General features: G+C 50.3%; 26 protein-coding genes. 17 read left to right on the top strand and 9 right to left on the bottom strand.

The features are described from left to right. Position 1: 1 nt before the first annotated feature. The 8 genes from ABVN44_RS12040 to hypA are packed head-to-tail and all read left to right on the top strand — an operon-like array spanning position 2 to position 6,126. A complete protein-coding gene (locus ABVN44_RS12040) occupies positions 2 to 1,804 on the top strand; it encodes a nickel-dependent hydrogenase large subunit (protein ID WP_129339453.1) in 1,803 nt (600 codons plus the stop codon). Further along, the gene (gene cybH, locus ABVN44_RS12035) at positions 1,755 to 2,498 is read left to right on the top strand and encodes a Ni/Fe-hydrogenase, b-type cytochrome subunit (RefSeq protein ID WP_000924456.1); all 744 of its coding nucleotides are present in this window, start codon (positions 1,755 to 1,757) and stop codon (positions 2,496 to 2,498) included. The genes ABVN44_RS12040 and cybH overlap by 50 nt, the downstream gene beginning before the upstream one ends. A 5-nt stretch (positions 2,499 to 2,503) precedes the next feature. Continuing rightward, positions 2,504 to 3,112: a HyaD/HybD family hydrogenase maturation endopeptidase gene (gene hybD, locus ABVN44_RS12030; protein WP_023231920.1), complete on the top strand. Its 609-nt coding sequence runs from the start codon at positions 2,504 to 2,506 to the stop codon at positions 3,110 to 3,112. Then, positions 3,112 to 3,411, top strand: coding sequence for a HypC/HybG/HupF family hydrogenase formation chaperone (hypC, locus tag ABVN44_RS12025; RefSeq protein WP_023231921.1), 300 nt, complete (start codon positions 3,112 to 3,114; stop codon positions 3,409 to 3,411). The genes hybD and hypC overlap by 1 nt, the downstream gene beginning before the upstream one ends. After that, entirely contained in the window at positions 3,408 to 3,818 is a 411-nt protein-coding gene (locus ABVN44_RS12020; protein ID WP_000155981.1) for a hydrogenase, read from the top strand. The genes hypC and ABVN44_RS12020 overlap by 4 nt, the downstream gene beginning before the upstream one ends. A 17-nt stretch (positions 3,819 to 3,835) precedes the next feature. Next, on the top strand, positions 3,836 to 4,897 hold the full coding sequence (locus ABVN44_RS12015; RefSeq protein WP_023241915.1) for a hydrogenase expression/formation C-terminal domain-containing protein: 1,062 nt from the start codon (positions 3,836 to 3,838) through the stop codon (positions 4,895 to 4,897). Then, on the top strand, positions 4,885 to 5,772 hold the full coding sequence (locus ABVN44_RS12010; RefSeq protein WP_048348843.1) for an ATP/GTP-binding protein: 888 nt from the start codon (positions 4,885 to 4,887) through the stop codon (positions 5,770 to 5,772). Before ABVN44_RS12015 ends, ABVN44_RS12010 begins: the two co-directional genes overlap by 13 nt. A gap of 12 nt (positions 5,773 to 5,784) precedes the next feature. Continuing rightward, entirely contained in the window at positions 5,785 to 6,126 is a 342-nt protein-coding gene (hypA, locus tag ABVN44_RS12005; RefSeq protein ID WP_000544776.1) for a hydrogenase maturation nickel metallochaperone HypA, read from the top strand. 140 nt (positions 6,127 to 6,266) lie between these two features. Here hypA and ompC read toward each other — a convergent pair whose 3' ends face one another. Next, entirely contained in the window at positions 6,267 to 7,385 is a 1,119-nt protein-coding gene (ompC, locus tag ABVN44_RS12000; protein WP_000758335.1) for a porin OmpC, read from the bottom strand. A gap of 715 nt (positions 7,386 to 8,100) precedes the next feature. Here ompC and ABVN44_RS11995 point away from each other — a divergent pair. Then, positions 8,101 to 8,643 (top strand): AtzH-like domain-containing protein, encoded by a 543-nt coding sequence (locus ABVN44_RS11995; protein ID WP_048348844.1) that lies wholly within the window; start codon positions 8,101 to 8,103, stop codon positions 8,641 to 8,643. A gap of 55 nt (positions 8,644 to 8,698) precedes the next feature. On the opposite strand, the gene ABVN44_RS11990 is transcribed toward ABVN44_RS11995, so the two are convergent. From ABVN44_RS11990 to sad, 4 genes are all read right to left on the bottom strand, one after another. Then, on the bottom strand, positions 8,699 to 9,613 hold the full coding sequence (locus tag ABVN44_RS11990) for a bestrophin family protein (RefSeq protein ID WP_001670736.1): 915 nt from the start codon (positions 9,611 to 9,613) through the stop codon (positions 8,699 to 8,701). Between the two features lie 255 nt (positions 9,614 to 9,868). Beyond that, positions 9,869 to 10,228 carry a DUF4186 domain-containing protein gene (locus tag ABVN44_RS11985; RefSeq protein ID WP_023232273.1) on the bottom strand — a complete coding sequence of 120 codons (360 nt, stop codon included), beginning with the start codon at positions 10,226 to 10,228 and terminating at the stop codon, positions 9,869 to 9,871. Continuing rightward, positions 10,228 to 11,154, bottom strand: coding sequence for a glutaminase B (gene glsB / locus ABVN44_RS11980; protein ID WP_023232274.1), 927 nt, complete (start codon positions 11,152 to 11,154; stop codon positions 10,228 to 10,230). Before glsB ends, ABVN44_RS11985 begins: the two co-directional genes overlap by 1 nt. 72 nt (positions 11,155 to 11,226) lie before the next feature. Next, complete coding sequence (sad, locus tag ABVN44_RS11975) at positions 11,227 to 12,615, bottom strand: succinate-semialdehyde dehydrogenase (RefSeq protein ID WP_023260856.1); 1,389 nt, start codon at positions 12,613 to 12,615, stop codon at positions 11,227 to 11,229. A 102-nt stretch (positions 12,616 to 12,717) separates the two neighbouring features. On the opposite strand from sad, the gene ABVN44_RS11970 reads away from it, so the two are divergent. Together ABVN44_RS11970 and ABVN44_RS11965 are read left to right on the top strand one after the other, a co-directional pair. Continuing rightward, positions 12,718 to 13,590, top strand: a complete 873-nt coding sequence (locus ABVN44_RS11970) for a LysR family transcriptional regulator (protein WP_000366539.1) — start codon at positions 12,718 to 12,720, stop codon at positions 13,588 to 13,590. A gap of 115 nt (positions 13,591 to 13,705) precedes the next feature. Continuing rightward, positions 13,706 to 14,896 carry a sugar transporter gene (locus tag ABVN44_RS11965; RefSeq protein ID WP_000154617.1) on the top strand — a complete coding sequence of 397 codons (1,191 nt, stop codon included), beginning with the start codon at positions 13,706 to 13,708 and terminating at the stop codon, positions 14,894 to 14,896. 46 nt (positions 14,897 to 14,942) lie between these two features. On the opposite strand, the gene ABVN44_RS11960 is transcribed toward ABVN44_RS11965, so the two are convergent. Continuing rightward, positions 14,943 to 15,608 (bottom strand): MarC family NAAT transporter, encoded by a 666-nt coding sequence (locus ABVN44_RS11960; protein WP_000968968.1) that lies wholly within the window; start codon positions 15,606 to 15,608, stop codon positions 14,943 to 14,945. Positions 15,609 to 15,866: 258 nt separating this feature from the next. Here ABVN44_RS11960 and marR point away from each other — a divergent pair, with 258 nt between their 5' ends. From marR to marB, 3 genes are read left to right on the top strand one after another with little or no spacing between them, the layout of a single operon-like run. Continuing rightward, complete coding sequence (gene marR, locus ABVN44_RS11955; protein ID WP_000843434.1) at positions 15,867 to 16,301, top strand: multiple antibiotic resistance transcriptional regulator MarR; 435 nt, start codon at positions 15,867 to 15,869, stop codon at positions 16,299 to 16,301. Between the two features lie 19 nt (positions 16,302 to 16,320). After that, positions 16,321 to 16,704 carry an MDR efflux pump AcrAB transcriptional activator MarA gene (marA, locus tag ABVN44_RS11950; RefSeq protein WP_000091194.1) on the top strand — a complete coding sequence of 128 codons (384 nt, stop codon included), beginning with the start codon at positions 16,321 to 16,323 and terminating at the stop codon, positions 16,702 to 16,704. 28 nt (positions 16,705 to 16,732) lie between these two features. Continuing rightward, positions 16,733 to 16,948 (top strand): multiple antibiotic resistance protein MarB, encoded by a 216-nt coding sequence (marB, locus tag ABVN44_RS11945; protein WP_000783049.1) that lies wholly within the window; start codon positions 16,733 to 16,735, stop codon positions 16,946 to 16,948. A gap of 118 nt (positions 16,949 to 17,066) precedes the next feature. Here the strand turns inward: marB and eamA are convergent, their stop codons facing one another. Next, entirely contained in the window at positions 17,067 to 17,969 is a 903-nt protein-coding gene (gene eamA, locus ABVN44_RS11940) for an O-acetylserine/cysteine exporter (RefSeq protein WP_072103659.1), read from the bottom strand. Positions 17,970 to 18,196: 227 nt separating this feature from the next. Here eamA and ydeE point away from each other — a divergent pair, with 227 nt between their 5' ends. Together ydeE and mgtS are read left to right on the top strand one after the other, a co-directional pair. Next, the gene (ydeE, locus tag ABVN44_RS11935; RefSeq protein ID WP_001068050.1) at positions 18,197 to 19,384 is read left to right on the top strand and encodes an efflux MFS transporter YdeE; all 1,188 of its coding nucleotides are present in this window, start codon (positions 18,197 to 18,199) and stop codon (positions 19,382 to 19,384) included. A gap of 247 nt (positions 19,385 to 19,631) precedes the next feature. Next, positions 19,632 to 19,727, top strand: coding sequence for a protein MgtS (gene mgtS, locus ABVN44_RS11930; RefSeq protein ID WP_000901531.1), 96 nt, complete (start codon positions 19,632 to 19,634; stop codon positions 19,725 to 19,727). Between the two features lie 347 nt (positions 19,728 to 20,074). Here the strand turns inward: mgtS and ABVN44_RS11925 are convergent, their stop codons facing one another. Then, complete coding sequence (locus ABVN44_RS11925; protein WP_000776348.1) at positions 20,075 to 20,467, bottom strand: YdeI family stress tolerance OB fold protein; 393 nt, start codon at positions 20,465 to 20,467, stop codon at positions 20,075 to 20,077. Positions 20,468 to 20,849: 382 nt separating this feature from the next. Here ABVN44_RS11925 and ABVN44_RS11920 point away from each other — a divergent pair, with 382 nt between their 5' ends. Beyond that, entirely contained in the window at positions 20,850 to 21,377 is a 528-nt protein-coding gene (locus ABVN44_RS11920) for a 2-oxo-tetronate isomerase (RefSeq protein WP_001235357.1), read from the top strand. Positions 21,378 to 21,496: 119 nt separating this feature from the next. On the opposite strand, the gene ABVN44_RS11915 is transcribed toward ABVN44_RS11920, so the two are convergent. Then, positions 21,497 to 21,679, bottom strand: a complete 183-nt coding sequence (locus ABVN44_RS11915) for a general stress protein (protein ID WP_000807642.1) — start codon at positions 21,677 to 21,679, stop codon at positions 21,497 to 21,499. Positions 21,680 to 21,749: the final 70 nt, after the last annotated feature.

The raw sequence follows: 21,749 nt of genomic DNA, 5'->3' as shown, positions 1-21,749 counted from the left end.
TATGGCATATCCTTATCAGACTCAGGGTTTTACGCTGGACAATAGCGGACGGCGAATTGTGGTCGATCCGGTTACTCGCATCGAAGGGCATATGCGCTGCGAAGTGAATATCGACAGTAATAATGTTATTACTAACGCCGTGTCGACCGGCACCATGTGGCGCGGCCTGGAGGTTATCCTGAAAGGTCGCGATCCGCGAGACGCCTGGGCATTCGTTGAACGCATTTGCGGCGTCTGCACCGGTACACACGCTCTGACCTCAATCCGTGCCGTAGAAAATGCGCTGGGAATCGCGATTCCTGACAACGCAAACTGTATCCGTAATATGATGCAGGCTACGCTACACGTTCACGATCACCTGGTGCATTTTTATCATCTGCACGCGCTGGACTGGGTTGATGTGGTTGCGGCCCTGAAAGCCGACCCGCATCAGACCTCCGCCATCGCGCAAAGCCTTTCCGCATGGCCGCTATCCTCGCCGGGATATTTCCGCGATTTGCAAAATCGACTGAAGCGGTTTATCGAGTCCGGTCAACTTGGCCCTTTCCGTAATGGCTACTGGGGACATCCGGCGATGAAACTTCCGCCGGAAGCCAATTTGCTGGCGGTCGCCCACTATCTTGAAGCGCTCGATTTTCAAAAAGAGATCGTAAAAATTCACACCGTTTTCGGTGGTAAAAACCCGCATCCTAACTGGCTGGTGGGCGGCGTTCCTTGCGCCATCAACCTTGACGAAACGGGCGCGGTCGGCGCAGTGAATATGGAACGCCTGAACCTTGTCAGTTCCATCATCCAAAAAGCTCGCCAGTTCTGCGAACAGGTTTATCTTCCGGACGTCTTGCTGATTGCCAGTTATTACAAAGACTGGGCAAAAATCGGCGGCGGGTTATCGAGCATGAACCTGCTGGCTTATGGCGAGTTTCCGGATAACCCTAACGATTATTCCGCCAGTAATCTTCTGCTTCCGCGTGGGGCTATCATTAACGGTCGTTTCGACGAAATTCATCCTGTCGATTTAACCGCCCCCGATGAGATTCAGGAGTTTGTCACTCACTCCTGGTATACCTATGGTAACGGCAATAACGATAAGGGCCTGCATCCCTGGGATGGTCTGACCGAACCGCAACTGGTCATGGGCGAACACTATAAAGGCACAAAAACTTTTATCGAACAGGTGGATGAGTCCGCTAAATATTCATGGATTAAATCGCCGCGCTGGAAGGGACATGCGATGGAGGTAGGTCCGCTGGCGCGTTATCTGATTGGATATCATCAAAATAAACCGGAATTTAAAGAGCCCGTGGATCAACTGCTGAGTGTATTAAAGCTGCCTAAAGAAGCGCTCTTTTCTACATTAGGACGTACTGCCGCGCGTGCGCTGGAATCCGTATGGGCAGGCAATACGCTGCAATATTTCTTCGATCGTCTGATGCGTAACCTCAAGTCCGGCGATACGGCGACGGCAAACGTCACGCTCTGGGAACCCGATACCTGGCCTACATCGGCAAAAGGCGTTGGTTTCAGCGAGGCGCCGCGTGGCGCGCTGGGGCACTGGATAAAAATTGAAAATCAGAAAATCGACAGCTATCAGTGTGTGGTACCGACAACCTGGAATGCCGGGCCACGTGACGATAAAGGTCAAATTGGCGCGTACGAAGCGGCGTTAATGGGGACTAAACTCGCCGTTCCCGATCAACCATTGGAGATTTTACGTACTCTGCACAGCTTCGAGCCCTGCCTGGCCTGCTCCACCCATGTTATTGATAATCATGGAGGGGAGCTGGTCAGGGTTCAGGTACGATGACGACGATTCGGAGGTCTCAATGCATCTCAAAGAAATAACCAGCCAGGGGTACTATATCTATGAAGCGCCGGTCCGTTTATGGCACTGGATCACGGCGTTATCCATTGTCGTCCTGGCTGTTACAGGATATTTCATTGGCCGCCCCCTGCCATCGATTCAAGGTGAAGCGACCTTTATGTTTTGGATGGGCTGGATACGACTGATCCATTTTACCACGGCGTATATTTTTACTGTCGCGCTGCTGTTTCGTATTTACTGGGCATGTGTCGGCAATGAGTACGCCAGGGAGATGTTTCTGGTTCCGTTCTGGCGCCGCGCCTGGCGCAAAGGCGTTATCAGCGAAATCCGCTGGTATTTTTTCCTCGAAAAAGAGGCCCATCGTTACTATGGACATAATCCGGTAGCGGGACTGGCGGTAATGTTCTATTTCTGGATGTCCGTACTGATGGTGTGTAGCGGCTTTGCGCTCTATGGCGAAGGACTTGGAACAGACAGTTGGGCGTATCAATGGTTTGGCTGGATGATTCGCCTGACTGGCAACGATAGCCTCGCGCTGCATTTCTGGCACCGGCTGGGCATGTGGTTCATTATCGCCTTCGTCATTGCGCATGTTTATACCGCTATCCGCGAAGACATTATGAGCCGACAAAGCGTGATTTCCGTCATGATAAGCGGCTGGCGCTGGTTCAGGTGATAACAATGGCAGAAGTAACAATCTTAGGGCTTGGCAACCTGCTTTGGGCAGATGAAGGGTTCGGCGTCAGAGCGGCGGAAAAGCTGTTTGAACAGTATGCCGATGACGAGAAAGTTGACGTTGTTGATGGCGGTACGCAGGGGCTGGCGCTGCTGCCCTGGCTGCAACAAACCGAAAAACTGTTAATCATGGATGCTATCGATTTTGGTATGGCGCCAGGTTCGCTGGCGATGTTTCGTGATGAACAGGTTCCCGCCTATCTGACGGCGAAAAAACTCAGTTTACATCAGACCAGTTTTTCTGAAGTGCTGGCATTGCTGCAATTAACCGGCGGCCAGTTATCGGAGATTGTGCTGATTGGCGTGCAGCCGGAATGTCTGGATGACTATGGCGGGAGTCTTACGCCGCAGGTAAAGGCGCAACTGATGCCTGCGGTCTGTCTCGCGCAGGAAGTGCTGGCGCAATGGGGTATCACCGCCTCTTCAGCGGCCTTGCCCACTGAAAGACTCAATCATTACAGCCTGTGTATGGAACGCTACGAAGATGAACGGCCAGATGCGCAAAGCGCTTGCCGGGTCGGCGATATTCGGGTGCTACAGAGAGAGAAATCATAATGTGTATCGGCGTTCCTGTGCAGGTTATTTCACCCGGTCAGTGGTTCGCCAAATGCCGCGACCGACACGGCAAGCTTATCGACGTTGATATTCGGCTTGTGGCTCCCCCCTTAGCAGGCGCATGGCTGCTGACATTTGGCGGCGCAGCACGACGAGAAATGGACGAAACGGAAGCCGTTGAGGTACTGGCGGCGCTGGACTCGCTGGAACAGGCCATGCTCACGCAAAGCGATCCGCTGACCGGTTTTGCCGATTTATTGTCTCGCACGCCTGAATTACCGGAGCATTTAAAAAAATGACTATCTCACCCCAAAATCCTGTTTGTCCACTGGCGGATAAAGGCTTTCTGGTTACCGATGCGCAAACGCTCCCGTCGTTGATTAATGCGCATCCGACTCTGCTGGTTTTGCTGCAAAGCGACCCCAACAAACATCCGGAAGTCGCCGACAGTTGGGTCATTATCCCGGAGCTCCTCAAGCAATTTCCGGCGACGTCTTATACCGCGGCATTTGCGGATAGCGAACAGAGTGAACTGATCGCCCGGGAGTATCGCATTCTGAAATATCCGGCGCTGCTTTTCTTTCGCCAGCACCGTTTTGTCGGCAGTCTGGCGGGATTATATAGCTGGCAAGAATACTCTCAGCGGGTGGCCGCATTGCTGACTACACCGGGCTATCGTCAGGATATTCCCGTTATTACGCAATAGAATGAAAGGTAACACACGTGAATCATTCCAGGACTATTCCAGTCGTTAATATTGCCGGACCAGGCTCGCAGCCAGAAGAGGAAGACTTTAACTTTCTTCCTATCCCCGCCGGCATTAATCTCCCACTGACGCCGGTTTTACCGGAACAGGCGCTGCCCGCTGAGCTTCGTGTTGCCAGACACATCCTGACTACGCTTATTCGCGATATGGATAACCCGGTGGCAACGCTCCCCTTTCCCCTGAGCTATAAGCTGAATGCCACTGAGCAACAGAATAGCGGTTTGTTGGATCAACTGCTCGGCGAAGGTGAAATCTCCGCCCGGGTACTATTATCCGATGGAAAAGAACAGCGTATTCAGGAGACGGTTTTTACGGGCGTCTGGCGTGTACGTGAATATAACGCTGACCAGCAACGGGTTGCCGATGAAATTATCATTGGCCCGATCCCGGAGAGCATCTGGCAGACGCATCCGCAGCCGCCGATTACGCCAGAATTGCCGCCGCAACCGGCGGGATTGATGAATGGCGCCTTTATCGCGCATGAAATAGCCGAGCGCGTAAAACAGCCGGTAAAAGAGCCGCATATCATTAACTTAACGCTGTTGCCAGTAAACGATGCCGATCGCGAGTATCTGGATCATTTTTTAGGCGAAGGGTGTAGCGCTATTTTTTCACGCGGATATGGTAAATGCCGGATTGTAAGCACGTATTTTCCCGGCGTATGGCGGGTCAATTATTTCAATGATATGAACACATTACTGCAAGATATGATTGAGATAGCGGACATTCCTGATATCGCCGTTGCAGGCATCGACGATATCGAAGATGCCTACGCGGGGCTAAAAAATACGTTGGAATGGTTGAAAGAATACCCGGTCACAGAAAATGAGCCAGTGGTGCGCATGGAGTGCAAAGTATGTTGGTGGGTTTACGACCCTGCGCTGGGCGATGATGTATGGCAAATTCCACCCGGCGTGCCCTTCAGCCAGTTACCTGATTACTGGTGCTGTCCGGTTTGCGAAACCAGTAAGTCCGGGTTTATGGTGATCGATGAAGGTAATAATTCGTGCAAAGATTGACCGTCTATTCTCACCCGCTACGGATTACCTGGCAGGAGGCGCCGATCGGTCGTTTGTTACAGGGCGCAACGCCGGTATACGCAAAAACGCTTATTTCACGTTTGTTTACGTTGTGCGCTCAGGCGCACAGCGCGGCGGCGGCTTTACTGTTGTTTCCTGAAGAGAAGCCAGATATGCAGGCCGCACAACAAGAGCTGGCGCGAGAAACGCTCCGTCGCGCGTTGACCGACTGGCTCCCCCTGTTTAGCCACCGACAGGCAACCGCTGAAGAATGGGCGTTGTTACGTCGCGGAGAGTTATCGCCGCTGGCAAGCACAATCTTTTTTGACGATGATCCTCAGACCTGGCTTGCCGCTGGCGTAAAGGGCTGGGAAGCCTGGTTTTTGCAAGAGCGTTCTGAAACCGCCCGCTGGCTGGCGGCAGTACAGAATATCATTACACCTACACTACCGATGGCGTCGTCCCCGGACCATACGTTAATAACCCATGGTCCCCTGGATGTCTCGCCTCTGGCTATCGAATATCCGCTGCTGTCAGCCTGTTGTCTTAGCGGAAAAACGACTGCGCTACGTCTGCTGGCCCGCTGCATTACGCTCGCCCGAAGTTTGAGCGCCCTTCCTACCCTGCGCTGGAATCGTTTTGATGATGGCGAATGGAAAATAGCGGTAGTGGAAACCGCCCGAGGATGGTTAGTTCATCAGGCCAGACTGACGACGTCAGGCAATATTCTTGATTACCGTATTATCTCGCCTACCACACGTCACGCCCAACCTGACGGCGTCATTGCTCGCGAACTGGCCACTATTCCACTCTCATTGTGGTCGCAACAGTTACGGGTAATTGATCCTTGTGTCGCCGTAAATATTGTTGAATGAAGGAGCTGGCCCATGCATGAATTAGCCCTGGCGCAAAATATTATCGAATTGCTGGAGGAACAGGCAGTAAATCACCAGTTCAGCAAGGTAAAGCAAGTCTGGCTGGAGATTGGCGTTATGGCCTGTGTTGAGGTGCCGGCGCTGCATTTTGGCCTGGACGTCGCCGCTCGTCATACCCTTGCTGACAATGCGAGTTTCCACATTACTATCGCACCGGCGCAAGGTTGGTGTCTGTCCTGTAATCAACCCTTCACCTCTCAAACATCCACACTCTGTTGTCCCTTTTGTCATTCAGGCAAAGTGCAGATAGATGACAGTAGCAGAATGCGCATTCGCGAGATCGAAGTCGAATAGTCAACGAATAATCAATAAAAAAGGACGCCAGAAGCGTCCTGAAATAATAAAAGAATAAATTAACAATAATAAAGGTTAAGCAGTGACACAGTTTTGGGAAAAGGAGGGTATCCCTAAACTGTCTTAATCAGCAAGTTTTATCAAAACTCGTAGACTAAGCCGAGCGCCACGGTGTTGTCTGTATTAGGATTCGATGGGTTGCCATCTTTTAGCAGATTGATTTTGTAGTCAACATACGCGGACATATTTTTATTGAAGTAGTAATAGGAACCCACATCAATATATTTCACAAGGTCGAACGAACCCAGTCCATCAACATCATTGGCTCTGGATTGCAGGAATGCCAGTGACGGGCGTAAGCCATTATCAAATTGATATTGCCCTACCATTTCCCAGTTATCGGTTTTATGTGCAAAGCCGCCCAATGTATCGCCCATATAGGTCATATCATAAGTACGGGTATAGTTTGCCGCCAGGTAAATATTATTGGCATCATACTTCACGCCGCCAGTCCAGGCTTCAGCGCGGTCGCCATTGTCGTATTTATCTTGCGTCATCTGATCAAGCGTGCGTTTGGAACTGGTATAGGCTGCCCCCAGGCTCACCCCCATGCCCAAATCATATGTCGCTGATGCCCCGAAACCATCGCCATTCTGGTACGCGATACTTTTTCTGGCATTATTACTTAAAGGATCGCCTTCTTTCGACAGGCCGTCATTTTTACCCTGATACTGCAACGCAATATTCAGACCATCAACCAGACCAAAGAAATCATTATTGCGATAAGTCAGAACGCCATTCGCGCGCCCGGTCATAAAATTATCGGAAGCTTCATACGAATCATTACCAAATTCAGGCAGTACGTCAGTCCATGAACCAATGTCGTATAACACACCATAGTTACGACCATAGTCAACAGACCCCATATCAGCAAATGCCAAACCAGCAAAACCGAGACGCGTCCAGCTTTGCGGGGAACCGCTGGAGTCACCATCTTCCGGACGATTGGCGTTGACCTGATACTCCCACTGTCCAAAACCGGTTAGTTGATCGGTAATTTGAGTCTCGCCTTTAATACCCATACGGATATAAGATTGATCGCCATCCGTACTATGATTACTGGAAAAATAATGCAGGCCGTCGACCTTGCCATACAAATCCAGTTTATTGCCATCCTTGTTATAGATTTCTGCTGCGTTGGCGGCTCCAGCCATCATCACGGCTGCGGCTACCGCAGATAACACCACTACTTTTTTCATTTTATATGCCTTATTTGTCTTATTTTTGGACTTTCCGCAAAACCTGCTCGCGGAACTGTCCGGGACAATATCACTAACAATTACCGTGCGTTAAGTTTCAAAGTGTAATATTAGCTTGCTATGTATTAGTGATGTTAAAATGCAAGTTAAGCATGGCTACATCAATGGTGTGCCCTGTTTTCTGCTGTAATAACAAGGGGGTTACCAGTAAAGAACTGGCTTACAGTCGGGGATGCCAGGGCGAGAATGGCACTGAACACTCGGCTGGCATTCGTTAAGACGGAATCATAACCAAGTCAGTTGAGGCCACAGTCCTTCTTATTTTTGCGTATAATTTGTTACGTTTACATTTATTTTTAAATTAGCGTTATGAAAATATCAGTACTACTGAAATAGTACTTCTTCGCTTCGCGTATTTTTACCATGGTTAATTATCACATAGCGCAAACGGTCATTTGTGTATCACTATTCATAAGATTAACTATTTACCAGTGGTAATAAACATAAAAATAAGTCAAAGGACAACAACAATACTGAAACTCTAAATGTTGATATTTTGAGTCATGTCGTTACAAACAAATACGATATTCTTAATTGCACTACTCCCTTTTCGGGGTAGTTTTATAGAAGGATGTTTTTATTGTTCGTGAGCCATGTTCCTTTAGTATAAAAGTGAACGTAACAGGAAAGATAAAGCGTCTCAAAAACAGACCATATGGGTATAACTATTATGCAAAAAACGTCACTATTGTTTTCGGCCGCCGCGATAACGTTAACTCTGATGGTGTCATCGGCATCAGCGGCAACGCCAACCGCCGCACAAAATGAAGCTACGTCGACCGTTAAACAAGAAATTACAGAAGGCATTAACCGTTACCTTTATTCAATAAATAAGGCAGACCCAACGTTAGGCAAGCAGCTCTTTTATGTTTCACCGGAAACCAGTTTTATTCATCCACGCGGTCACGAACGCGGATGGTCGCAGATCGCTGAAAATTTTTATGGCACCGCTATGGGTAAAACTTTCAGTAAACGCACATTAAAACTGGACGCTCCCCCTGCTATTCATGTGTATGGCAATGCCGCCGTTGCAGAGTTCGACTGGCATTTTACCGCGGTACGCCGTGATAATGGGCAGACTCAACACACGACAGGCCGCGAAAGCCAGGTGTGGGCGAAGATACCAAACACAGGATGGCGAATCGTTCATGTCCACTACTCCGGTCCAGCCAAAACCGGCGTTGGAGAAGGCTATTAAGCTTTGCTCTTCAGGTTATGGCGCAGATGAACATTCTGCGCCTGTTAAGACAAACTCAGGTCAGTTGATAGCGCTTATCCGGTATCCGTTTTGCCGGAATATCCCTTTCATCATTCATTTGCAGTAAATCGATTTCTATCGCATTGCATATCGCATCCAGCGGTAAATCATTATTTTCAGTACCGAACGGATCTTCCAACTCTTCCGCTAACGCATCCAACGCGATAAACGTATAAGAAATAAGCACCGAAATAAACGGCGTCATATAGTGCAGATCAACCACCAGTGCAAATGGCAACATAATGCAGAAAAGATAAACTGTACGATGCAAAATTAACGTATAGGCAAAAGGCACCGGCGTATTGGCGATGCGTTCACAGCCGGCCAACACTGACGACATATCATTTAAGCGGTTGTTGAGGCTATGAAATAAAATATCGGAAAGCTTTCCGCTGCGGCGGCGAATCGCCAGCCACTCTCCCATCAGCAATAAGATACGGTTAGCGGGGGAATGGGAAGCGACAACTTTCTGTAACGCCTCCTGGTCAAGATAGTTTCCCAGAACTTGCGTTTGAGGCTGTCGACGCAATGTCATACGCAAACAGTGGGCAAAAGCGATTTGTAACCGAACAAAATCCTCGATACCGCGTTCATCAGGTAAGGTTGTTTTCACCTCACGCAGTATTGAGCGTGAAGCGATCATCAACTGCCCCCACAAATGTCGCGCTTCGACGTAACGCGCATAACAGGCATTATTGCGAAACCCAAGAAAAATGGCGATAGCGACGCCCAGTATGCTAAACGGCGCAAGGGTAAACTTAATACCCAGCATTGTGTACCAGGGCAGCATGATAATAACGGCGATAGAAAGAAGAAAGTTAAGGAGCAGTCGTGAAAAGATTTTAGATAACACGGAACCATGCCAGACAAATATCAGGCGAATCCAGTGCTGTTGTGGTCTAACGATCATGATTATCTTCAGCAGGTAAAAAAGCACTGTCATTAAACGTGATCCAGATCAAGGTTGCAAGCTTCTGGTGATACACGGCTCCCCTGCCCTGTAGAACATTTTTTTGCACGGTGCTGACAGGCATTGAAAAAAAACAACCAAATGTATGTTGTAACTAAAAAGACACTTCAGCACATGAGATATATGACGGTCAACGGCTGCTATCAGTGGTATAGGGTGATTTATCGGGGAAAGCGTCAGCAACGACGCGCTGCTCTACCGCTGATTCATTTGTATGACCAGCCAGTAATGGATAACGCTGACAATATACTGTTGCTGCGCTTCGCTCAGCGGTTCTCCCTGAGGTATCTGGTGCCACTTCGCCAGGCACCCGCGACAGCAGGTTGCCGTCGCATGTTGCGCGATAAATACCGGATGGCCCCGCATCGGCGTTTGCTTACCATCATTCGCCGGGTGAGCTGGCGCCAGTCGCTGGGCGATAAAATCGGCGGCGTGTTTATCAATCACCTCCGCGCCTTTATCCCAGCAATATTGTCTTTCTTTTATCCCGAGACGAAAACGCGAACGAAATGTCGATCGCGCCAGGCGGGCAAAGAGCGGTTCATGCGCATTCATCAGTATACCGAACGTCCTAACGTTTGTGTTAATTGCTCAAGCGCGGCGATACCTGCCAGAGAGTTTCCCGCAGGATCCAGCTCCGGACTCCAGACGGCAATCGCCATTTCATGCGGCACTATGGCGACAATACCGCCGCCCACGCCGGATTTAGCGGGCAATCCCACCCGCCAGGCAAACTCTCCGGCATTCTGATACATACCGCTGGTCGCCATTAGCGCATTAATCTGCCGGGCCTGCATGGGGGTAACTACCGGCTCGTCGAGATGAAACGCCTCGCCCTGATTCGCCAGAAAGACAAACGTCCTCGCCAGTTCCATGCAGCTCATTTTCAACGCACAGTAGTAGAAGTAATTTTGCAACACGGTAGGCACATCATGATGAAAATTACCGAATGATTTCATCAGCCAGGCAATAGCGGCGTTACGGGCGGAATGCTCAAATTCAGAGCGCGCGACCGTAGCGTCATACGTAATATCCGATACGCCGCAAAGCGCGCGCACAACTTCCAGCATCCGCTGACGCGGCGCGCTAAGCCGCCCTTGCAACATGTCGCATACCACCAGCGCGCCCGCATTAATAAATGGATTACGCGGGATGCCTTGTTCCATCTCTAACTGAACCAACGAATTGAATGGCGAGCCGGAAGGATCTTTTCCGACGCGCTGCCAGATCTCCTCTTCCGGATAATGACGCATCGCCACCACCAGACTGAGCACTTTCGAAATAGACTGAATAGAGAAGCGTTCGTGCGCATCGCCCGCCTGATAATGCTGCCCGTCCACGGTACAAATCGCTATCCCCAGCTTTGAACCCTCGACGGACGCTAATGCCGGAATATAGTCAGCGACTTTGCCCTGGCCAATGAGGGGGCGAACGCGCTGTAAAATCGTCTCTAAAATTGCATTATCCATGGCCCTGGCCACAACATGCTCCTTGCTCGCAGGTCTGAAAAGGCCTGCGAGTATAGCAGAGGGCGCCACGCGACGTCAGGGCGATTAGACGCGGTTCTTCCAGACGGTCTGCACATTACAAAATTCGTGTAAACCAAAGTGCGAAAGCTCGCGACCGAAGCCGCTTTTCTTCACCCCGCCGAATGCCACACGCGCATCGCTGGCGCTGTACCCATTAATGAATACCCCGCCGCACTCAAGACGCGCCGCCATCTCCGCGGCCAGCGTATCGTCGGCGGTAAAGATCGTCGCCGACAGGCCAAACTCACTGTCATTCGCCAGCGCGAGGGCGTGCGCCGCATCTTTTGCAACGGTAATGGCGGCAACAGGCCCAAAAAGTTCCTGACGAAATGCCGTCATGTCAGGTGTGACATCCGCCAGAACGGTCGCGGCATAATAGTTGCCCTCCCCGGCGATTTTCTCCCCGCCCAACAGTAGCCGTGCGCCTTCGGCGACGGAAGCCTGCACCTGTTGATGGAGTTCATCACGCAAATCAAAGCGCGCCATCGGCCCCAGGTCATTCTCTTCAACCAGAGGATCACCTATCTTTAATGCTGCGGCAGCCGCCACAAAGCGATCGGTAAACGCCTGAGCAATGCCCTCTTCGACAATAAAACGTTTGGCGGCGGCGCAGACTTGTCCGGTGTTTTGATAGCGTCCGGCAACCGCGGCTTTTACCGCCAGTTCGAGATCGGCATCATTGAGTACAATAAACGGATCCGAGCCACCCAGTTCCAGTACGCACTTTTTCAGCGCCGCCCCAGCCTGAGCGCCAATCGCCGCGCCGGCGCGCACGCTACCGGTCACCGTCACCGCCGCGATTCGCGGATCGTTAATCATCTGACTCACGCCCTCATTATTGGCGTTCACCCATCCATAGACGCCAGCGGGAGTACCGGCTTCCGTCAATATTCGGGCTATCATCTGCGCGCAACCCGTGACATTGGGCGCATGTTTTAACAAGTAGCTATTCCCCGCCAACAGTATCGGCACTGCCCCGCGTAACACCTGCCATAAAGGAAAATTCCACGGCATTATCGCCAGGATGACGCCCAGCGGACGGTATTCAATCACCGCCTGCTGATTTTCTACCAGCGTAGGCTCAGGATTCAGCATTGCCGGACCATGTTCCGCATACCAGTCGCATAACGCGGCGGATTTCGTCACTTCCGCACGCGCCTGCTTTATGGGTTTACCCATTTCACGCGTAATACATTGCGCCATCTCTTCTGCATGAGCGCGAAGCGCCTGACCAATATCGCGTAATGTTTGCGCCCGTTGCGCTACTGATGCCAATTTCCACTTCTTGAAACCGCTCGCCGCCAGACTCAGCGCATGTTCAATCTCTTGCGCGTTAGCCCAGGGCATTGCCGCCAGCGTCTGGCCGGTCGCAGGATTCACGGATAACGCCTGTGTTGCAGTCATCATGGTCATGTTCTTTCTCTCGTTATCAGGGGAGTTGTACCATCATGACGCCCTTTACCCTTTCTGAAAAATGAATAATATTAACCAGACTATTCACGAATTGAGAAAACCATGGACCTGACGCAACTGGAAATGTTTAACGCTGTCGCTCTGACGGGCAGCATTACGCAGGCGGCGGCAAAAGTGCACCGCGTTCCGTCCAACCTGACCACGCGTATCCGTCAGCTTGAAGCCGACCTGGGCGTCTCTCTGTTTATTCGCGAAAACCAGCGACTCAGGCTGTCACCAGCCGGGCATAACTTTTTACGTTACAGCCAGCAGATCCTGGCGCTGGTTGATGAAGCCCGCATGGTGGTTGCCGGAGAGGAACCGCAAGGACTGTTTTCACTCGGCGCGTTAGAAAGTACTGCCGCCGTACGTATCCCCGCGCTGCTGGCGGGTTATAACCAGCGTTACCCTAAAATTCAGTTCGCGTTAACGACCGGTCCTTCCGGCGCCATGCTGGATGGCGTGCTCGAAGGAAAGCTGAACGCCGCCTTTATTGATGGCCCGCTAATGCATCCGGGGCTGGAAGGTATACCGGCTTACCAGGAAGAGATGATGATCGTCGCGCCACACGGCCATTCCGTCGTTTCGCGGGCCAGCGAGGTGAATGGTTATAACATCTATGCTTTTCGCGCCAACTGTTCTTACCGACGGCATTTCGAAAGCTGGTTTCATGCCGATGGCGCGACCCCCGGTACGATTCACGAAATGGAGTCATATCATGGAATGTTGGCGTGCGTAATTGCCGGCGCAGGTATTGCGCTGATGCCAGCAAGTATGCTCAACAGTATGCCAGGACATCATCAGGTGGAAGCCTGGCCGTTGGCGGAGAAGTGGCGCTGGCTTAACACATGGCTAATGTGGCGGCGCGGGGCGATGACGCGTCAGCTTGAGGCCTTTATCGAGTTACTTAACGCCCAACTGGCGAGCGTCGACTGAAGACGAAACGGCCTGGGAAGTAAATGAGAAGCAGGTCACAAAATGATTGTCTTTTCGCCAGTAAACGTTTTAAGATCGCGGTCTCACCTTCTCGCAACTAACCCGAAATATTTTTATGACAATCAATCCAGTTTCCCGCAAGGTCGCGTGGCTACGGGTAGTTACGCTTGCTATTGCCGCTTTTATTTTCAATACCACAGAATTTGTGCCGGTTGGTTTGCTATCAGACATTGCTGAAAGCTTTCATATGCAAACCGCGCAGGTCGGCATCATGCTAACCATTTACGCCTGGGTAGTTGCCGTCATGTCGCTGCCTTTTATGCTTCTTACCAGTCAAATGGAGCGCCGTAAGCTACTCATTTGTCTGTTTGTTTTGTTTATTGCCAGCCATGTGCTCTCCTTTCTGGCATGGAACTTTACCGTGCTGGTCATTAGCCGTATTGGTATCGCTTTCGCCCACGCTATTTTCTGGTCGATAACCGCCTCGCTGGCGATCCGCCTGGCCCCTGCCGGGAAACGCGCGCAGGCATTAAGTCTGATAGCGACCGGCACCGCGTTGGCCATGGTGCTTGGGCTGCCCATAGGTCGCGTTGTTGGTCAGTATTTTGGCTGGCGCACCACCTTTTTTGCCATCGGCATGGGCGCATTAATTACGCTGCTATGTCTGATTAAGCTTCTACCGAAATTGCCGAGCGAGCATTCCGGCTCACTAAAAAGTTTACCTTTGCTATTCCGACGCCCGGCGCTGATGAGCCTCTATGTACTGACCGTCGTTGTGGTGACTGCGCATTACACAGCTTATAGCTATATTGAACCGTTCGTTCAGAATGTCGCCGGGCTCAGTGCGAATTTTGCTACCGTCCTGTTACTGATCCTCGGCGGCGCCGGGATCATCGGCAGCCTTGTGTTTGGTAAACTGGGTAATCGTCATGCCTCGTCGCTCGTCAGTATCGCTATTGCCCTGCTGGTTGTCTGTCTGCTTCTGCTGCTGCCTGCGGCGGATAGCGAAGCGCATCTGGCCATACTGAGCATTTTCTGGGGCATCGCGATTATGGTGATAGGGCTCGGTATGCAGGTGAAAGTACTGGCGCTGGCCCCGGACGCGACCGATGTCGCAATGGCGCTATTTTCAGGCATCTTTAATATTGGTATTGGCGCTGGCGCGCTGGTAGGTAATCAGGTGAGTTTGCACTGGTCAATGTCGGCCATCGGCTATATTGGCGCCATACCCGCCTGTGCCGCGCTGGTATGGGCTGTGCTCATATTCCGCAAATGGCCAGTGACGCTGGAAGAACAACCGCATTAAGACATTCGTCTGCCGGGAACAGGTTTCCGGCAGACGACAATGCGCCTTAGTGGTACGTTTTAATAATTTCCAACACGCCGTTGATAATAAATTGCACGCCCATACACACCAGCAGGAATCCCATTAAGCGGGAGATCGCTTCAATCCCCCCTTTACCCACCAGCCGCATAATAGCGCCAGAACTGCGTAAGCATCCCCACAGGATCACCGCCACGGCAAGAAAAATAATCGGCGGCGCGACCATAATGACCCAGTCGGGAAACTCGCCGCCATGACGCACCGTGGAAGCGGAACTGATGATCATTGCGATGGTCCCCGGTCCTGCGGTGCTTGGCATAGCCAGTGGAACAAACGCAATATTGGCCGTCGGTTCGTCTGCCAGCTCCTCCGATTTGCTTTTCGCTTCCGGCGACTCATGCGCCTTCTGCTGCGGGAAAAGCATTCTGAAGCCGATAAACGCCACGATTAACCCCCCGGCGATCCGTAGCCCTGGAATCGAAATACCGAAGGTGTTCATAACTAACTGCCCGGCGTAGTACGCCACCATCATAATAGCGAAGACATAAACCGAAGCCATATAGGACTGCCGGTTGCGTTCCGCACTATTCATATTGCCCGCAAGGCCAAGAAACAGCGCCACGGTGGTTAGCGGATTGGCTAACGGGAGCAGTACGACCAGCCCCAATCCAATCGCTTTAAACAAATCCATCATAATACTATCTCTTACCCATCAGCGTTTCATGAACCGGAAGTATAAAGTGAAATTGCCCAGGCGCGCCATTTCGCCAGTGTGCAAATTAATATCCTCTACAACCTATAACCTGTAATTATCAATTAGTTACAAGTTATCACAGCACAATACTCCGGACGCCTTTTAGCAAATCGTGGCATCGGCCAATTCATTTAGTTGACTTATACTTGCCTGGGCAATAGTATCTGACGAAATTAATTACTTGCCGGGGCAACCATTTTGAAAAGCACCAGTGATCTGTTCAATGAAATCATTCCGCTGGGTCGCTTGATCTACATGGTAAATCAAAAAAAAGATCGCCTGTTAAATAACTATTTATCCCCGCTGGATATCACCGCAACACAGTTTAAAGTGCTGTGCTCGATACGCTGCGCGGGATGTATTACCCCGGTTGAACTTAAAAAAGTGCTGTCTGTCGATCTCGGCGCATTGACGCGGATGCTCGACCGCCTGCTGTGCAAAGGCTGGATCGAAAGACTGCCGAATCCTAATGACAAACGCGGCGTACTGGTGAAGCTAACGCCGGACGGCGCGGCAATTTGTGAGCAATGTCATCAACGACCAGGGCAAGACCTGCATCAGGAATTAACAAAAAACTTAACGGCGGACGAAGTGGCAACGCTTGAGTATTTGCTCAAGAAAATTCTGCCGTAGACAAAAAAGAGGTATGACGATGTCCAGACGCAACACTGACGCTATTACTATTCATAGCATTTTGGACTGGATCGAGGATAACCTGGAGTCGCCGCTCTCACTGGAAAAAGTGTCTGAGCGTTCAGGATATTCCAAATGGCACCTGCAACGGATGTTTAAAAAAGAGACCGGTCATTCATTAGGTCAATACATCCGCAGCCGTAAGATGACGGAAATCGCGCAAAAATTAAAAGAGAGCAACGAGCCCATTCTCTATCTGGCGGAACGCTATGGCTTTGAGTCACAGCAAACATTGACCCGGACGTTCAAAAACTATTTTGATGTGCCGCCACACAAATACCGGATCACCAATATGCATGGCGAATCACGGTATATGCTGCCGCTGAACCATGGCAACTACTAGTTTGTTTATGCGCCACGCGAAGAGCACCATGAAAATGCTGTTTCCCGCCCTGCCGGGTCTGTTACTTATCGCCTCCGGATATGGCATTGCAGAACAAACTTTGTTACCTGTGGCGCAAAATAGCCGCGATGTGATGCTTCTGCCCTGTGTGGGCGATCCGCCAAATGACCTTCACCCCGTGAGCGTGAACAGCGATAAGTCAGATGAATTAGGCGTGCCCTATTATAACGACCAACACCTTTAACCTCTTTGCCCCGTTTTGCGGGGCATTTTTTTAGTACTGTCTGGCGATGACAAGTCCGCCGCTATTACCTCGCGGCATGGTCTGAAATTAGCGTTTGTCTTCTTAGTAACATAATGCCTCATCCCCTGACGCGCGCAGTACGGCGCACACGAAATCCAAACATATTGATATAGAGTCCAGCCATAATCAGTACTGCGCCCGCAAGTTGCATCCCGGTCAACGTTTCCCCGAGTAACACCGCGGCGCTCGCCAGCCCGACTACCGGCACCAGCAATGATAACGGCGCCACGCGCCAGGTCTCATAGCGTCCCAGTAACGCGCCCCAGATACCGTAGCCAAGGATAGTGGCAACAAAAGCCAGATAAAGCAGCGACAATATCGTCGTCATATCGATGGTAATAAGGCTTTGCGTAATGTGATCCGCCCCCTCCAGTAGCAGCGATGACAGCAGGAACGGCAGGATCGGGATCAGCGCGCTCCAGACCACCAGCGACATCACCGCCGGGCGCGGACTATGTTGCATAATTTTTTTATTAAAGATATTGCCGCAGGCCCAGCTAAATGCCGCCGCCAGAGTCAGCATAAATCCCGACATCGCTATATGCTGTCCGTTGAGACTGGCTTCAATCAATACCAGTACACCTATAATCGCCAGGGCGATTCCCGCCAACTGCTTACGTTGTAACCGCTCGCTAAAAACAAACGCCCCTAACGCCATGGTAAAAAAGGCCTGCGCCTGTAATACCAACGACGCCAGTCCTGCGGGCATACCAAACTTTATCGCGCAAAAGAGAAAGGCGAACTGCCCAAAGCTTATCGTCAGCCCATAGCCCAGCAACAGCGTAAGCGGGACTTTAGGCCGGGCGACAAAGAAAATTGCCGGAAACGCTACCAGTAAAAATCGTAATCCTGCCAGCAATAATGGCGGCATATGGTGCAGGCCGACTTTGATGACAACAAAATTGAGCCCCCATACGACAACCACCAGTAACGCCAAAAAACCGTCTTTACGCGACATCATCGGCCCCTGTCATTATTAAAATTTTGTAAAAAGGTAAGTTATCGGAAATCAGTGCGCCATAACAGGACTTTTCTTTTTACCGTGAGCATGGCATTGAACAACACACGATGGGCAAAATCCTGCGTTATGGTATGTTAAGACTACGCTATAGCGTACAGACATCATGCTTTTGCGGGCACGGTAGATTAAAACGTCCCGATACGTAACCTCCATTTCAGGCAGGAAAAATGAATCCAGGATTGAGACGTTCGACGTTGGCTCTACTCGCCTCATCGCTGTTATTGACAATTGGACGCGGCGCCACGCTCCCCTTTATGACCATCTATCTTAACCGTCAGTACGGTTTAGGCGTGGATCTGATTGGCTACGCGCTGACCAGCGCGTTAACGATCGGCGTCATCTTTAGTCTTGGCTTTGGGATTCTGGCGGACAAGTTTGATAAAAAGCGCTACATGTTACTCGCGATTATCGCCTTCGCCTGCGGATTTATCGCCATCCCAATGGTGCATAATGTCGTACTGGTTGTCCTGCTTTTTGCGCTTATTAACTGTGCCTATTCGGTTTTTTCTACCGTCCTGAAGGCCTGGTTCGCCGATAACCTCACCGCGACAACAAAAACGCGGATTTTTTCGCTCAACTATACCGTACTCAATATCGGCTGGACGGTTGGCCCGCCGCTCGGCACGCTGCTGGTGATGCAAAGCATCAATTTACCCTTCTGGCTTGCCGCCATCTGTTCCGCATTTCCGCTGGTCTTTATTCAGGTATGGGTGACACGATCGGTTGCCGCCAGCGAGGGGAAAAATGCCGCTATCTGGTCTCCCTCCGTTCTGCTGCGCGACAAAGCATTATTGTGGTTTACGCTTTCGGCATTTCTGGCCTCCTTTGTGGGGGGCGCCTTTGCGTCCTGTATTTCACAGTACGTTATGGTCGTTGCCGATAGCGGCTTCGCGGAAAAAGTGGTAGCCGTCGTCCTGCCGGTTAATGCGGTTATTGTGGTCAGTTTGCAATACGCCGTGGGCCGTCGACTTACCGCCGTCAATATTCGACCAATGATGACGACCGGCACCGTCTTTTTTATCGCCGGGCTCATCGGATTTATTTTTTCAGGCGACAATCTGTTTTTTTGGGGACTTTCAGCGGCAGTATTCACGATTGGCGAAATTATTTATGCCCCCGGCGAATATATGTTAATTGACAACATTGCGCCTGCCGGGATGAAAGCCAGCTATTTTTCAGCGCAATCGCTGGGCTGGCTGGGTGCGGCGGTAAACCCGCTGGCCAGCGGCGTCATCCTGACGACGCTTCCCGCCTGGTCGCTTTTCGTTGTCCTGATAATCGCCATTGTGTTCGCCTGGGCACTGATGTTAAAAGGAATGCGGATTACCCCTACGCAACAGGCTATCACCTGTTAATTATCTGCAGCCAGTGATGTGCGCAGTTTCTGGCGCACCGGGTTAACCCTATATATTGCAGGCTAATTATCTGCTGTCACTGCGGTAATTCAGGAATATTCCTGGGCGCTGACGAAAATATTCTAATGCTTTACCCTTCCAGTAAAATAAATACGCAATTCAGACTTTGCTTAAGTATAAATTAGTACTATAGTCTGTACGAGGTTTTTTAAAAAAGAGGATGCACGCTAAAATAAGGAGAAACAAGATGTTAGGCAGTATTAACCTTTTTATCGTTGTATTAGGAATTATTTTATTTTCCGGATTTCTGGCCGCCTGGTTCAGTCACAAATGGGATGATTAATGAACGGAGATAATCCCTCGCAGAGCCGGCCCCTTGCTGCATCGTTGCGCAAGGGGCCGCTTTTGTCTGGATGGCAGGCAAAAAAAAACCGCCGGTTCACCAGCGGTAAATGCTTGCATGGATAGATTTGTGTTTTGCTTATACGCTACCGGGCAAATTCTTGCGAGGATAACGGATCGCTAACGACTGTAGCACCGTCAATATCAATGAAGCTTAAACGATACGCAACCAGACCTGAATAAGACATTATGGGACCTTTTGTCCCCCAGGCGCTTTTACAAGACCCATGGTATCAGGCCAACCGCATGCCCCGTATGGCTGACCTGGAGATTGTCGGTTAGCGCGCGTTATTTTTGCAGTCGGTTCACGCGAACAAGCGGTTCCTTCGCTTTCTTGTCCAGACTACCGTTAATGTTGATCATTTGATCCGGCTGAACTTCCCGCCCATCAAATACGGCGGAAGGAATTATCACGTTAATCTCGCCGGATTTATCACGAAATACATAGCGATCGTCGCCTTTATGATCAATAAGGTTGCCGCGCAGCGAAACGGTCGCGCCATCATGCAGGGTTTTTGCCTGTTCGATGGTCATTTTTTCTGCATCATCCGTACCGCGATAACCATCCTCAATAGCATGAGGCGGCGGCGGTGCCACGTCTTTTTTTAATCCCCCTTGATCATCCGCTAGCGCGTAAGGCATTATCAGAAAACTTAAAAATGCAGCCACCTGTAGTTTCATGCTCTCTCCTTAATAACGTCTATTTGACGTATTAAGTCTGGCCGCTATTTTTAGTTTTTACAAACATGAATTTACCCGCAGAATATTAAGCAATAAAATCAACCCATCCGGATTAATATGCAACCGATATCAGCGCCGGTGAGCGCGAAAGCGTAACGGCGTAATAGAGAACTTGCCACATAGCTGAAGTCATATGCATCAACGTTTTGATAGCAATTCAGAATAATCGTCTTTATTTTTTGAGGATAATGGCCTTACGCATAATCAATGACAGTCATCGCCGCAGGAAAATAGTCATTCACTGACAATGTCATAAAATAAATATGCCATACTTGAGAAGAACGAACATATTTCATTTGTCTCTGTAACGGAAAAATAAACGATGAGATTAGAACAGCACGATATTGTCACCCTTGATGAAGCCGAATCCGTCGATAGCCTGACAAAAAAACTTGGTGATTTACTGGTTAACCAGAAACTCCGTCTGACCACTGCAGAATCCTGCACTGGCGGGAAACTGGCTTCAGCATTGTGCGCAGCAGAAGATACGCCCTCATTTTACGGTGTGGGTTATGTCACCTTTACTGATGAAGCCAAAGCAAAAATCTTACGCGTACAACGCCACAGTCTTGCCGAACATACCGCCGTCAGCGAAGCGGTCGTTACTGAAATGGCACAGGGCGCTAAGGATCAGGCTGAGGTCAATATCAGCATAGCGATCAGCGGCTATGGCGGTCCGGAAGGCGGCGAAGATGGCACGCCGGCGGGCACAGTTTGGTTTGCCTGGAATATTAACAATACAACTTTTACAAGCCGACAACATTTCAACGGAGATTGTCAGGAAGTATTGGAAAAATGCGTACGCTTCGCCCTCGCTGAATTGCTTTTTCTGTTAACGAAGAAAGCATAAACAATAATTTCATCTGACCGGTCAGAATAACTCCCGGTCAGAATAAAAAAATGCGAGCCTATGGCCCGCATCGTATGCGCAATATTTCAGAATATATTTATGAAATATCAGCAGTAAAATTAATTGCCGGATTTCCGTCCGCCACTGTGGCTATTCTGGCCACCTTTTTTACCCGCTTCAGATGCACGCTGTGGGTCGTTTTTAAAGTTCCCACCGCTATGCTGGCCGCCTTTACGACCTGCTTCTGAGGCTTTCTCTTTATCTTCTGCAAAATTACCGGAACCGCCGCGATGTTCTGCCATAATATAATCCTCATGATGATGTTGCGTTTTAAATATGATATGTCTTCTCATATCATGTGATACAGTTCTA

Origin of the sequence: Salmonella sp. SJTUF15570, from assembly GCF_043357055.1 — a bacterium.
GTDB classification, from domain to species: Bacteria; Pseudomonadota; Gammaproteobacteria; order Enterobacterales; family Enterobacteriaceae; genus Salmonella; species Salmonella enterica.
This window is presented reverse-complemented; position numbering and strand designations above follow the sequence as displayed.

Bases quoted from the DNA above. Each gene is read 5' to 3' on its own strand.
- mgtS (WP_000901531.1), top strand. From the start codon at position 19,632: ATGTTAGGCAGTATTAACCTTTTTATCGTTGTATTAGGAATTATTTTA.
- ydeE (WP_001068050.1), top strand. From the start codon at position 18,197: ATGAATCCAGGATTGAGACGTTCGACGTTGGCTCTACTCGCCTCATCG.
- sad (WP_023260856.1), bottom strand. From the start codon at position 12,615: ATGACCATGATGACTGCAACACAGGCGTTATCCGTGAATCCTGCGACC.
- ABVN44_RS11925 (WP_000776348.1), bottom strand. From the start codon at position 20,467: ATGAAACTACAGGTGGCTGCATTTTTAAGTTTTCTGATAATGCCTTAC.
- ABVN44_RS11970 (WP_000366539.1), top strand. From the start codon at position 12,718: ATGGACCTGACGCAACTGGAAATGTTTAACGCTGTCGCTCTGACGGGC.
- hypA (WP_000544776.1), top strand. From the start codon at position 5,785: ATGCATGAATTAGCCCTGGCGCAAAATATTATCGAATTGCTGGAGGAA.
- ABVN44_RS11920 (WP_001235357.1), top strand. From the start codon at position 20,850: ATGAGATTAGAACAGCACGATATTGTCACCCTTGATGAAGCCGAATCC.
- eamA (WP_072103659.1), bottom strand. From the start codon at position 17,969: ATGATGTCGCGTAAAGACGGTTTTTTGGCGTTACTGGTGGTTGTCGTA.
- ABVN44_RS11990 (WP_001670736.1), bottom strand. From the start codon at position 9,613: ATGATCGTTAGACCACAACAGCACTGGATTCGCCTGATATTTGTCTGG.
- ABVN44_RS11995 (WP_048348844.1), top strand. From the start codon at position 8,101: ATGGGTATAACTATTATGCAAAAAACGTCACTATTGTTTTCGGCCGCC.
- ABVN44_RS12040 (WP_129339453.1), top strand. From the start codon at position 2: ATGGCATATCCTTATCAGACTCAGGGTTTTACGCTGGACAATAGCGGA.
- ABVN44_RS11965 (WP_000154617.1), top strand. From the start codon at position 13,706: ATGACAATCAATCCAGTTTCCCGCAAGGTCGCGTGGCTACGGGTAGTT.
- ABVN44_RS11915 (WP_000807642.1), bottom strand. From the start codon at position 21,679: ATGGCAGAACATCGCGGCGGTTCCGGTAATTTTGCAGAAGATAAAGAG.
- marB (WP_000783049.1), top strand. From the start codon at position 16,733: ATGAAAATGCTGTTTCCCGCCCTGCCGGGTCTGTTACTTATCGCCTCC.
- hybD (WP_023231920.1), top strand. From the start codon at position 2,504: ATGGCAGAAGTAACAATCTTAGGGCTTGGCAACCTGCTTTGGGCAGAT.
- ABVN44_RS12020 (WP_000155981.1), top strand. From the start codon at position 3,408: ATGACTATCTCACCCCAAAATCCTGTTTGTCCACTGGCGGATAAAGGC.
- cybH (WP_000924456.1), top strand. From the start codon at position 1,755: ATGTTATTGATAATCATGGAGGGGAGCTGGTCAGGGTTCAGGTACGAT.
- hypC (WP_023231921.1), top strand. From the start codon at position 3,112: ATGTGTATCGGCGTTCCTGTGCAGGTTATTTCACCCGGTCAGTGGTTC.
- ompC (WP_000758335.1), bottom strand. From the start codon at position 7,385: ATGAAAAAAGTAGTGGTGTTATCTGCGGTAGCCGCAGCCGTGATGATG.
- ABVN44_RS11985 (WP_023232273.1), bottom strand. From the start codon at position 10,228: ATGAATGCGCATGAACCGCTCTTTGCCCGCCTGGCGCGATCGACATTT.
- ABVN44_RS11960 (WP_000968968.1), bottom strand. From the start codon at position 15,608: ATGATGGATTTGTTTAAAGCGATTGGATTGGGGCTGGTCGTACTGCTC.
- marA (WP_000091194.1), top strand. From the start codon at position 16,321: ATGTCCAGACGCAACACTGACGCTATTACTATTCATAGCATTTTGGAC.